We start from the raw sequence: 12,640 nt of genomic DNA, 5'->3' as shown, positions 1-12,640 counted from the left end.
CAACACCCCGGCCACCCGCGTACGTACGCCTGGCGCTTAACCGCGGCGGCCGCGGCGCGGCATGCCGTGATCGGCGCCACGCGGGCCTTGCGGACCCTGCGGACGACGGTTGCCACCGCCGGCGTTGCCGAAACCAAATGTCGTCTGCAAGGGATCCGGCTGACGCGGGCCCTTGGCGCCAGCGCCATTGCCACCGTTGCCGCCACCCGGACGCGCGCTGCGCGGCTGCGCGTCACCCTGCGGACGCGCCGAACGCGGCTGGCCGTCGCCCTGCGGACGACCCTGGCCCTGGCCACGGCTCTGCCCGTCGAAGCCACCGGCGTTGCGCGCTTGTCCGCCCATGCCGCCGCCCATGCCACCCATGCCGCCCGCACCACCCGGACGCCCCTGAGGACGGCCACCGGCGCCGCGTCCCGCACCGCCACGCCCGTTCGGCGGACCGAATGGATCGGCATTGCGGTTGGCGTCGACGCGGTCCATGCGGTTGCCATCGGAACGCTTGTCGTCGTCGCTGCGCGGCTTGGCGTCGCTGCGGCCTTTCGGACCGCGCGCGTCGGCGCCGGCGCCAGCGCCGGCACCCTTCTTCTCGACACCGAAGGCGGCCAGCAGGTCGCGCACGGTGTTTTCTTCCATTTCATCCCAGCGGCCGCGTTTCAGGTTGCTTGGCAGGGTCATGATGCCGTAGCGGGTACGGATCAGGCGCGAGACGGTCAGGCCGACCGCCTCGAACATGCGGCGCACCTCACGGTTGCGGCCTTCGCCGATGACCACGCGATACCATTTGTTGATGCCCTCACCGCCGCCATCGGCGATCTTGGTGAAGGACGCCACCCCGTCGTCGAGCTCGACGCCGGCCAGCAGTTTCTGGCGCATGCCCTCTTCCAGCTCGCCCAGGGTACGCACGGCGTACTCGCGGTCGATGTTGTAGCGCGGGTGCATCAGGCGGTTGGCCAGGTCACCGGAAGTCGTGAACAGTAGCAAACCTTCGGTATTAAAGTCGAGGCGGCCGACGGCCAGCCATTTGCCGGCCTTCATGGTCGGCAGGCGGTCGAAGACCGACGGGCGGCCTTCCGGATCGTCGTGGCTGACGATTTCGCCGGCCGGCTTGTGGTACACCAGCACGCGCGGCGGCTTGCTGCTCACCTTGCGGTGGATCAGCTTGCCGTTGATGCGGACCGCGTCGGACGGCAGGATGCGCTGGCCGATATGGGCCGGCTCGCCGTTGACCGAGACGCGGCCGGCGACGATCAGGTCTTCCATATCGCGGCGCGAACCGAGACCGGCTTCGGCCAGCACCTTGTGCAGCTTCGGCGCATCGTCGTCGGAGGTCAGGTCGCGGCGTACCACCTTGACTGGCTGCGCGCGGCCGCCGTCGTTGGCATCGAAGGCGTCCGAGGTGACGTACGAAAACGCCGCATCGGCATCGTTCATCTTGTTCTTGCCGTGATGCTGCAGGCCCGGATTGCCTTTTTTGTTCTTTTTGACGCGCGGCTTGGCGTCAAGGCTGCGCTCGGGGCGCGGACCGCGCTCCGGACGGGCGAGCTGCTCGGCCGGTGCTTCGGCGACCGCTTCCGGTTCGCCCGACTCGATACGCTCCATCTGGATACGGGCTTCGCGCTGGCCGCGCAGTTCGCGCATCTGGCGCGGACCGCGTGGCGGACGCGGGCCGCGCTCGCCATTGGCTGGCGCGGCGCCGTCGGCCGGGGCGGGTGCATCGGCGGCCACTGGCGCGGCGGCTTCTTTTGGGGCGCGCGGCTTGCGGGCGGCCGGAGCGGGCTTGTCGGTGGCGGCGGCCACGGGCGCGCTGGCAGCGGCCGGAGCTGCGGCGACGGGCGCGCTGGCGGCTACCGGAGCGGACTCATCCGCTGCAACGGCAACTGCTTTCTTGGCGCGCGGCTTGGCTGGGGCCTTGGCTGGCGCGTCGTCCGCTGCGGGTGCGGCGGCAGTCGCGGCAGCCGGCGCGGTAGCCGGCGCGGTAGCCGACGCTACGGCCTCGCTGTCGGCGACGGCCTTCCTGGCGGCGGCGCGTTTCGGTTTCGGCGCGTCGGTGCCGGCGGCGGCATCGGCCTCGATCTGTGCCTTGGTGCGGCGTTTCGGCTTTGCTGTTGCCTCGTCCATGCCTGCTACGTCGGCGTTACTTGTCTCTGTCGGTTTAGTTGGATTCATTATTCGTTTCTTGGTTGTGCTGACCTGGCGCAGCGTCAACCGTTATTTCTGGCGCAGGGTCGTGAATGAGGACTTCAGGAGATGAAGTATCGGAGCCGGCCGCATCCGCGACGGCGGGAGGAAAGTCCCCCTGCGCGTCGCCGCTACCTGCACCATCGTCGTTTGCGGCCTCCGAGGCCGCCGCTTTATCAAAATTTTCCTGCAAGGCAGCCTCGAGTGTTTCCATGTCGTGACCGCCCCGCATGTCGCTGATTTGCTGCAACGGAGGCAGCTGGGACAGCGAATTCAACCCCAAATCGTCAAGGAACTGCTTGGTCGTGCCCAGCAAGGCCGGGCGTCCGATCACATCGCGGTAGCCGATGGCATCGATCCAGCCGCGGTCTTCCAGCATCTTGATCGTCTGCGAATTGACGGCAACGCCCCGTATTTCTTCGATATCGCCGCGGGTGACCGGCTGGCGGTAAGCGATGATCGCCAGGGTTTCCAGGGTGGCGCGCGAATACTTCTGCGGCTTTTCCGGGCTCAGGCGATCGAGGTACTGCTTCATTTCCGGGCGGCTCTGGAAGCGCCAGCCGCTGGCCAGGCTGACGATTTCGATGCCGCGTTCGCTCCAATCGCGGCGCAACTCTTCCAGCATGATCTTGATGGTATCGGCGCCGACCCCGGCGCCGATGGGGCGGCCATGGTCATCGACATCGACGAACAGCTTCTTCATGCCGTGGATCGACATGGGCTCGCGCGCACAGAGCAAAGCGGTTTCGAGGACCCGTTTGGCCTCATCAGTATTCATAACGATGTCGTGTGCGGATGTTGCAATTAGATCTGCAGAGAAAAAACAACCAAATACCATTCAACGCATGGCAGCGCGCATCACAAAATGACGCCGACAGCATGCAAACACGTTGAAACTGGAATCCGTCGCCTGCGACGAAGCGCGCTGGGCGGGAATGTTACAGGTGGCGAGATGCGAACCCTGCCACACGGTTGCCTGCATACCTGGCGAGGCTAAACCGTTGATTTTCAAGAGAAACGCTGGTTCGTCGCAGCGGCATGGAGGCCAAGCTCCGGGCGCGCACTACACGAACGATCGACATCGTTTGCTCCAACACAGGCCATTGTACCCGATAAAAGCGCAAAAAGGACAAGTCCCCGCGTCAGAATCCCCTGCAAATGCGCTCTGCCGAGAGGGCTGAGCTCCAAGCTGCAACTAATTGCAAAACCGGGGACAGACCCTAATGCCGTTAAGTTAAGCGCTTTGGGCCACAAAACTTAGCTCCGTCATTCCCGCCTTCGCGGGAATGACGGAGCCTAAGTTAACGCCATTAGGGACAGACCCCGGTTTTGCAATTATTCTGAAAATAGTTGTAAAACCGGGGTCTGTCCCCGGTTTTACAACTATTTAGCGGCCGAGCTTTTCGGAAAGGATGGCGGAGACGCCGAGGAAGGCGGGATAGTCGGCTGTAATGACAAACGTCGGCACTTGCGACAGGTACTGCACGAAGCGCCCTTTCTGCTCGAAGCGGCTACGGAAGCATGAGCGCGCAAAGCGCTCGCCCAGACGCGGCACGATCCCGCCACCTATATAGATACCGCCCTGCGCCCCGAGCGTGACCGCGAGATTGCCCGCCACCGTGCCGAGCATGCCGCAGAACGCTTCGATCGCCTGGTCGCACAACGCACATTCCCCCGCCAGCGCGCGCCGCGAGATTTCGGGGGCGTCCAGTTCCTGCGCTTCCTGCCCCGTGTGATGCGCCAGCGCCCGGTAGATCAGCTCGATGCCGTCGCCCGATAACAGCCGTTCCGCCGATACGTGCTCGTACTGGCGCCACGCAAATTGCAAGATCGCCACTTCGGTCTCGCTGGCCGGCGAAAACGTCACGTGACCGCCTTCGCTGAGCAAGGCGGTCCAGCTGTCGCCCGCGGGAATCAGCCCCGATACCCCGAGCCCGGTGCCGGCGCCAACCAGCCCCAGCGGCGTCCCGGCACGCGCCACGCCGCCGCCGACCTGCTGTTTCTTGTCAGCCAGGTGGGGCAAGGCGCGCGCCAGCGCGGTAAAGTCGTTGACCACTTCCAGCGTGTCGAACCCGCACTCAAGGCGCAAGGCGGCAATCGAGAATTCCCAGTGATGGTTGGTCATGCGCACCAGGTCGCCCGTGATCGGATTGGCAATCGCCAGCGCGGCGTGGCGCAAGCCGTCCACCCCGGCCGCCACCACCTTGGGCGAACCCAGGTAGGCGCGCAGGGCATCGGCCAGGGTCGGGTAGTTGGCGCACGGCAGCACGTCGATCCGGCCGACCTGGCCGGGAGCGGTCTCCAGCGCAAAGCGGGCGTTGGTGCCGCCAATGTCGGCCAGCAGGCGCGGACCGTCAACATAAGGGGATGGCGAGGCAGCAGGGTGAGGCGCGGTGGCGTGGTCGGTCATGGTGGCGATTGTTCTATGGACTCGCCAAGCTTAATGGATCACATACCGACGGTGCAAGCTTTCTTTGTAGTTTTAGTACATATACGGCACGAATTCTGGCCGCAGGGCGACTTTCGGCTAGCCCGGGCGTAGTATAGGTACGCGCTGTGACAGGGCCGGTCAGCCGATGTGGACGCTGCGCTGCCCGGCATCGCCGGCATGATGGGCATTCCATGCGTCCAGCCCGCCATGCAGGGGCCGCGCCCGGTGATAGCCGAGCGCGATGAGCTCCCGGGCAACCTGCGCGGCCGTCACGTCGTTGGGGCAGCTGCAATAGACGACGATGTGGCGCTCCTTGTCGAGCAGGGCCATGAAGCTCTCGCGCGCGGAGGCGTTGTAGATCAGCGCGCCGGGCACGGCTTGTTCGAGCTGCTGGGCGGTGATGCTGCGGGCGTCGACCATGATCGGCTGCTGGCCGCCGTGGATCAACTGCGCCAGGTCGCTCATGCTGATGCGCTCGATCTGCATCCCTTGGCGGAAACGGCGCCGCTCGACGTATTTGTACAGAATGAACAGCCCCAGCAAGGTCAGCAGGACCATCAGGGCGGTGCTACCCATGCTTTCGAGCATGACCAGGACCTTGTCGACGCTCTTATGGAACAGGGCGCCGATGGCGATCCCGGTGCCGCTCCAGAGCAGGCTGCCGGTCATGCTGAAGGCCAGGAAGCGCGGCGTGCTCACGCCGAGCGCACCCGACATGGGCGAGGCGATGATGTTAAAGCCGGGAATGAACTTGGCGACCATCAGCGATTTGGGGCCGAAGCGCTTGAAGCGGTCTTCGGTCTGGCTGACGCAGTAGTCGGGCGAGAGCGAGATCTTGCACAGCAGCCGCAGGATGCGCTTGCCGTAGTAGCGGCCGGCGTTGAACCAGATGACGTCGCTGATCAGGCAGGCGCCGATGGCCACGGCCAGGCACACGCCCCAGCTGATTTCGCCGCCCACGGACAGCGCGCCAGCCACGATCAGGATCGGGAAGGCGGGAATCGGCATACCGATTTGTTCGACCAGCACGATGGCAAACACGATGAGCACACCGTAGAGCTGAAGCAATTCGATAAGATTGGGCATGCCGCTATCTTATCCGAAAACGCGGCGCGGCTCTCCCCCAAAGGTGGTATTGCGGCCCGGGGCTGTGGCACCGCCGCCGGGTTCAGGTGCGCGGAATCGCCGCCAGCAGGGCCTGGGTGTAGGGATGCCGCGGATTGCGGTACAGCTCGTCCGAGTCAGCCATCTCGACCACCTCGCCGGCGCGCATCACCATCACCCGGTCGGCCATGTACTTGACCACCGAGAGGTCGTGCGAAATGAAGATGTAGCTCATGCGATATTCGTCCTGCAAGTCCTGCAGCAGGTTGAGCACCTGCGCCTGCACCGACACGTCCAGCGCCGACACCGATTCGTCGCACACCAGGATCTCGGGCCGCATGGTCAGGCAGCGGGCAATGGCGATGCGCTGGCGCTGCCCGCCCGAAAACTCGTGCGGATAGCGCCGCATGGCGTGCGCCGGCAGTCCCACCTTGCCCAGCAGTTGCAGCGCCATGGCGGTACGTTCGCCATCCGTCGCGCCGATGCGGTGGATGCGCATTGGTTCGAGCAGGATCTGCCCCACCGTAAAACGCGGATTGAGCGAGGCGTACGGGTTCTGGAACACGATCTGGATGCGCCGTTTATAGGGCAGGAAATCGCGCGCCGCCATGCCGATCAGGTCTTTGCCGTCGAATATCGCCGTACCGCCGCTCGCTTGATGCAGGCGCAGCAAGGTCAGTCCGACCGTGGTCTTGCCCGAGCCCGATTCACCCACCACGCCCAGCGTCTTGCCGCGCGCGAGCGTAAACGAGACGTCGCTCACGGCGCGCATTTCGCGCTTGCCGAACAGCCCCTCGCGCGCATAAAAACTCTTGCTCAGCTTGCGCACCACCAGCACCTCCTCGTCCCCGGCCGCGTAGCCGCGCACGCGCTGGGCGCCGGCGGCCGGCTCGCGCCCGTCGAGATAATCTTCCAGCACCGGCAGGCGCAGCGGACGCTGGTCCAGGCGCGGGCGGCAGTGCAGCAAGGCACGGGTGTACGCGTCCGCCGGATGGTCGAGCACCTGGCGCACCAGGCCCTGCTCGCGCACTTCGCCATGGCGCATCACGATCACCTGATCGGCGATCTCGCTGACCAGCCCCAGGTCGTGCGTGATGAACAGCACCGACATGGCGCGCTCCTTCTGCAACCTGGCAATCAGCGCCATGATCTGCTTCTGGATGGTGACGTCGAGCGCGGTGGTCGGCTCGTCGGCGATCAAGAGCGCCGGCTCGCAGGCAATCGCCATGGCGATCATCACGCGCTGCTGCTGCCCGCCCGACAGCTGGCCGGGGTAGGCGTCGATCTTGCGCGCCGGGTCCGGCATGCCGACGTCGTCCAGCAGCGCCAGGGTGCGCGCCCTCGCCTGCCGCGCAGTCATGCCCATGTGCAGGCGCAGCACTTCGCCGATCTGGTAGCCGACCGTGAGCACCGGATTGAGCGACGACATCGGCTCCTGGAAGATCATCGCGATCCGCTTGCCGCACAGGCGGCGCCGCTCGGCGCGCGCCAAGGCCAGCAGCTCGACCCCATCGAACACGATGCGCGAGGCCGGGTCGATGATGCTGGTCTCCGGCACCAGCAAGCCCATCACCGCCAGCGAGCTGACCGACTTGCCGCTGCCGGACTCGCCCACCAGCGCCACGGTGGCATTGCGCGGCACCGAAAACGTCACGCCGCGCACCGCCTCGACCGTGCTGTGCTTGTCGAGGCGAAAGGCAATGCGCAAATTGTCTACTTGAAGCAGCATGCAAGCCTTCTACTTGAGTTTCGGATCGAGCGCATCGCGCAGCGCATCGGTGAACAGCGAGAATGCCGTCACCAGCAGCGCCATGGCGCTGGCGGCGGCGCTGAGCTGCCACCATTTACCGAGGATCAGTTCGTTCTGCGCTTCGTTCAGCATGCTGCCCCACGAGACCACGCCGACCGGCACGCCGAAGCCGAGAAAACTCAAAATCACTTCGGCCTTGATGAAACCGACCGCCAGGATCGACAGCTGCACCAGCGCCACATGGCTGACGTTGGGGAAAATATGCGAGAACATCTTGCGCCAGTGCGAGGCGCCAATGGCGTCGGCCGCCAGCACGTATTCGCGCCCCTTGTGCTTCATGTATTCGGCGCGGATCAGGCGGTACGGCCCGGTCCAGCCGGTCAGCCCGAGAATGAGCACGATGGTCGCCACGCCCTTGTGCTGCAGCACGGCCGCCACCGCGAGGATCATCAGGATCGACGGGATCGAGGTGAACACGCTGTAGAACCAGTTGAACAGGTCGTCGACCACGCCGCCGAAGTAGCCGGACAAGGCGCCGAACAAGGTCCCCAGCGCCACCGCGATGAATGCCGCCGCCAGCCCGACCACGATCGAGGTTTCGCCGCCCTTGATGGTCTTGAGCAGGACGTCGTGGCCCCATTTGTCGGCGCCGAACGGCAAGGTGGCCAGGCGCGGCGGCGGCGGCGCGGTGATCGCCTCGCCCTGGGCGTCGATGATGGCGGCGATGTCGCCGGCCAGCGGATCGAAGGCATTCGCGGGCGGCGGCCCGCTGCGCGCCGCGCCGGCGCCCTCGCCCATCGGCGTATCGGCGCCGATGAACGATGGCGGCGCGTAGGTGACGGCCACCTCTTTCTCCCAGCCGGCGGCGACCAGGCCGGTGCCGGACAAGACCAGCAGCGCCAGGAACAGCGCCACCACCGCCAGCGCCGCCATCGCCACGCGGTCGGCGCGCAGGCGGCGCAGGGCCAGGGTCCACAGGCCCGCCGGGGCGGGGTGCAAATTCGCGGCCGTCATCATGCGAGCCGCACGCGCGGATCGACCGCCTGGTACAGCAGGTCGGCCAGCAGGTTGAACACCATAGTGGCGGCCGCCACGTACACGGTAATGGCTTTGATCACCGGAAAATCGCTGCGCTCGACCGCCAGAATCACTTCGCGCCCGATCCCGGGAATGCCGAAAAAGCGTTCCAGCAAGAACGCGCCGATCAACAGCGCCGGCAGGTTCGCCATCACGTGCGTGATGATCGGAATGGCGGCATTGCGCAGCACGTGCACCCACATGATGCGGCGTTCGGGCAAGCCTTTCGCGCGCGCCGTGCGCACGTAATCCTGCTGCACTTCGTCGAGCACGAAACTGCGGTACAGGCGCAGGGTCGGCGCGATCGACACCGCCAGCCCGATCAGCACCGGCAGTGCCGCATAGCGCAGCAGGTTCTCGCCCGGAGCGCTGCCCCAGCCCTGCACCGGAAACAGCCCGAGCTTGTAGGCCAGCCCGTACTGGAAGGCGATGATGTACACCAGAATACTGACCGACATGCCGACCGTGCAGGCCAGCATGACCGCGCGGTCGGTCAGCGAGCCGCGCACGAAGGCCACGGCCAGCGCCAGCGCGATGCCGATCGTGGTGTCGAGCACGGTCAGGGGAATCAGCACGGTCAGCGACGGCCCCAGCCGGCTGGCGATGATGCGCGCGACCGGTTCGCCCGTGCTCCAGGCGTTGCCGAAATCGACGGTGAGGATCTGCTTGACGAAGATCCACAGCTGCACATGCATCGGCTGGTCGGTGCCGAGCTGGCGCCGGATGTTCTCGATGTCGGCGGCATCGGACATCTTGCCGGCGAGCAGATACGCCGGATCGCCGCCAATCCAGTTAAACAGTATAAACACCAGCAGCACGACGCCGGCCATGGTGGGCAGCATCTGCCACAGGCGGCGCAGGATGTAGGCAAGCATGAGGTGCGGCGGGATCCTTCCTGGTCGGCGTGGCGGGTTGTTCGGCAGGCCATGACGATAGCGCATTTTGGCCCGGCGCGGGGCACCCGGCGCAGCATGCCGGCGCTGTCATGCCGAAAATAATCTTTGTTGACGGCAGACAACGGAGACAAATTCAAGTGCAAATTTGTAGCGTCGGGAAACTGTTGTTTCGCTGCCAAAGCGTACCGCGTGTACATTGACAGTCCGACATTCCAGTGTTGAGATGTGTGCGCTTGGAAAATGTTCTCACCAACTATTTCACAAGAAAACGAGAGACACCATGCATATTGCGCCCATCTCAGCAAGCCTGTGCTGGGAAGCGGGCGGAAAGCGAAATATGCATGCAGATATAGAAGTTTTTAACATTGATACCCTCTGGAGTTACACATGTTTAGAAAAACCGTAATGGCGCACGCCGTCTCTGTGGCGCTCGCTTCGGCAGCATTCACCCTGGCCGCACCGGCCATGGCGCAAGACCCGTCGGCACCGATCCAACGGGTCGAAGTCACCGGCTCGAGCATCAAACGTGCTACCGCCGAAACTGCTTCCCCGGTCCAGGTCATCACCGCGCAAGACATGGCCAAGTCCGGCAAGGGCACGGTCGCCGAATACCTCCAGACCCTGACCGCCGATGGCGCCGGTTCGCTGCCAACCGGCTTCGGCAACGGTTTTGCCGCCGGTTCGACCGCGATCTCGCTGCGCGGCCTCGGCGCCACCTCGACCCTGGTGCTGCTCAACGGCCGCCGCATGGCGCCGTTCGCGCGCGCCGACGATGGCCAGAAGAGCTTCACCGACCTGTCGACCATCCCGATGGAAGCGGTCGAGCGCATCGAAGTGCTGAAAGACGGCGCTTCCTCGACCTACGGCGCGGACGCGATCGCCGGCGTGGTGAACATCATCCTGCGCAAGGATTTCACGGGCCTGATCGCCAAGGGCACGATCGGCCAGTCCAAATACAAGGACGGCGAAATGGCCAAGGGCTCGCTGACCTGGGGCAAGGGCAACCTGGAAGCCGACGGCTACAACGTGCTGGTCAACGCCGAGTACTACACCAACAACGAATTGAAAAACAAAGACCGCGCCGAGCGCGGCTGGATCGGCCATGGCGACCTGCGCCCGTACGGCTACGCGATGGATACCCAGTTCGCTTCCGGCTACCTGGCGGGCAGCAACAACACCGGCGCCAGCCCGACCGGCTCGATCCGCAACCCGGCCAACAACACCTATGTGTCGCTGCCGGGCTGCGCGGCCCTGTCGCAAACCAAGAACAGCGATCCGCAAGGCGGCTGCCTGTGGCACCACGACCAGTTCCGCTCGATGCAGCCGCAGGTCGACGGCCTGAACCTGTACTCGCGCGTGAGCAAGAAGATCAACGACGACCTGCAAGTCTACGGCGAAGTCGGCTACTCCAAGCGCGACACCTCGTTCACCCTGGTTCCGGGCGAAATCACGCGTACCTATGCCGGTCCACCATCGGCCGGCAATCCGACCGGCGTGACCAACTGGGGTTCGGGCGTGGGCACGACCATGCAACTGGCCGCCAACCACCCGCAAAACCCGTACGGCGTGCCGGTGCGCGTGCGCTATTCGGCCTTTGACGTGGGCCCGAGCGAGCGTTCGGTCAACAATGAATTCAACCGCCTGGTGATCGGCGCCAAGGGCGCGGCCATGGGCTGGGATTTCGACACCGCCTACGTGCATTCGGAATCGAAACTCGACCTCTTGTACAGCAACATGCTGAACCTGCGCGTGGTGCAGGCGGCGCTGGGCAACCCGGCCAGCCAGTACTTCCCGTACTACATCGGTGAGCAGGCCGGCAAGAATCCGGCCTCGCTGTACCAGGCCATGGTGCGCACCGCCACCTCGCATTCCACCACCAAGCTCGACGTGATTGACTTCAAAGCCTCGCGCGAACTGTTCCAGCTGCCGGGCGGCGCCATGGGCCTGGCCGTGGGCGCCGAACACCGCCGCGAAAAACTCGACAATCCATCGCTCTCGGGCACCGAAGACGGCTCCATCAACTCGTCCTACGTGGCGGCCAAGGGCGAAGAGAAAATCTCGGCCGTGTTCGTCGAAGTTGCCGCGCCGATCATCAAGTCGGTGGAACTGTCGGGCGCGCTGCGTTACGACAAGTACACCAACTTCTCCTCGACCACGCCAAAATTCGGCGCCAAGTGGACCCCGGTCAAGAGCTTCGCCCTGCGCGGCACTTACTCGGAAGGCTTCCGCGCACCGGGCGCGGCTGAAGCGAGCGCCTCGTCGCGTTCGACCGGCACCGCCACCACGCGCGATCCAATCCGTTGCCCTGGCGGCACGCCGGCAGCCGGCGGCGGCAGCGCCACCGATTGCTCGATCTCGCTGGCCGCGGTCAAGGTCGGCAACCCGGCCCTGAAACCGGAAACCTCGAAGGGCATGACGCTCGGCATGGTCTGGGATCCGCTCAACGACACCAGCCTGTCGGTCGACCTGTGGAAGATCAAGCGCAGCGACGAGATCAATCCGCTGCCGTACAACGAAGCGGCGGCCCTGCCGACCGCGGTGCGCGCCGACAACAACCTGGTGGTCGGCGGCGTGGCCATTCCGAACACCGGCACCATCCTGATTTCGAATGCGCCTTACCGCAATTCGAGCTTCACCGAAATCAAGGGCGTCGACGTCGACATCAAGCAGAAGTTCCGCCTCGGCGACTACGGCCGCGCCAACCTGGGCCTGACCTGGACCTACATCGATTCGTGGATCCGGGCCGAGTCGGCCACCGTCAAGTACCAGTACGCCGGCACCCACGGCAACTGCGACACCTCCAACTGCGCCGGTACGCCGAAGCAGAAGATCAGCTTCGTGGCGGGCTGGGACTGGAACGACCTGAACCTGACCTTGACCACCAACTACCGTTCGAAGATGAAGAACGTGCAGTTCGAAGGCGACCTGTGCGCCTCCAAGTTCGCCAACGGCGCCCTGGCCCCGAACCCGGAATGCACCCTGGCCTCGTTCACCGCGACCGACCTGTCGGTGCGCTACAACCTGTCGAAGAACTTCCAGCTGTTCGGTTCGGTCAACAACCTGTTCGACAAGGTCGCACCGCTCGATCCACTGACCTACGGCGGCATGAGCTACAACCCGATGGACGCGTCCGGCGCTATCGGCCGCTACTTCAAGGCGGGCGCGCGTTACCAGTTCTAGTCTGAACGTGTAGCGAACGCATGA

Annotated in this window: 8 protein-coding genes; 1 reads left to right on the top strand and 7 read right to left on the bottom strand. The window is 65.0% G+C overall.

Going from position 1 to position 12,640, the window contains the following annotated elements; genetic code table 11:
* Nucleotides 1-36: 36 nt before the first annotated feature.
* From rluB to F1609_RS07475, 7 genes are all read right to left on the bottom strand, one after another.
* Nucleotides 37-2,166, bottom strand: a complete 2,130-nt coding sequence (gene rluB, locus F1609_RS07505; protein WP_167075859.1) for a 23S rRNA pseudouridine(2605) synthase RluB — start codon at nucleotides 2,164-2,166, stop codon at nucleotides 37-39.
* Complete coding sequence (gene scpB, locus F1609_RS07500; protein ID WP_167075858.1) at nucleotides 2,153-2,956, bottom strand: SMC-Scp complex subunit ScpB; 804 nt, start codon at nucleotides 2,954-2,956, stop codon at nucleotides 2,153-2,155. The genes rluB and scpB overlap by 14 nt, the downstream gene beginning before the upstream one ends.
* A 609-nt stretch (nucleotides 2,957-3,565) precedes the next feature.
* The gene (locus F1609_RS07495; RefSeq protein ID WP_167075857.1) at nucleotides 3,566-4,588 is read right to left on the bottom strand and encodes a glucokinase; all 1,023 of its coding nucleotides are present in this window, start codon (nucleotides 4,586-4,588) and stop codon (nucleotides 3,566-3,568) included.
* A gap of 159 nt (nucleotides 4,589-4,747) precedes the next feature.
* Entirely contained in the window at nucleotides 4,748-5,695 is a 948-nt protein-coding gene (locus tag F1609_RS07490; protein WP_167075856.1) for a VTT domain-containing protein, read from the bottom strand.
* A gap of 82 nt (nucleotides 5,696-5,777) precedes the next feature.
* Nucleotides 5,778-7,442, bottom strand: coding sequence for an ABC transporter ATP-binding protein (locus tag F1609_RS07485; protein WP_167075855.1), 1,665 nt, complete (start codon nucleotides 7,440-7,442; stop codon nucleotides 5,778-5,780).
* Nucleotides 7,443-7,451: 9 nt separating this feature from the next.
* Entirely contained in the window at nucleotides 7,452-8,480 is a 1,029-nt protein-coding gene (locus tag F1609_RS07480) for an ABC transporter permease (RefSeq protein ID WP_167075854.1), read from the bottom strand.
* On the bottom strand, nucleotides 8,477-9,415 hold the full coding sequence (locus F1609_RS07475) for an ABC transporter permease (protein WP_167075853.1): 939 nt from the start codon (nucleotides 9,413-9,415) through the stop codon (nucleotides 8,477-8,479). Before F1609_RS07475 ends, F1609_RS07480 begins: the two co-directional genes overlap by 4 nt.
* A 408-nt stretch (nucleotides 9,416-9,823) precedes the next feature.
* Here F1609_RS07475 and F1609_RS07470 point away from each other — a divergent pair, with 408 nt between their 5' ends.
* A complete protein-coding gene (locus tag F1609_RS07470) occupies nucleotides 9,824-12,616 on the top strand; it encodes a TonB-dependent receptor (RefSeq protein WP_196785411.1) in 2,793 nt (930 codons plus the stop codon).
* Nucleotides 12,617-12,640 lie beyond the last annotated feature (24 nt).

Origin of the sequence: Massilia aquatica, assembly GCF_011682045.1 — a bacterium.
Taxonomy (GTDB): Bacteria; Pseudomonadota; Gammaproteobacteria; order Burkholderiales; family Burkholderiaceae_D; genus Telluria_A; species Telluria_A aquatica.
The sequence above is the reverse complement of the archived record's forward strand: the minus strand, read 5'-3'. Positions and strand labels throughout refer to the sequence as shown.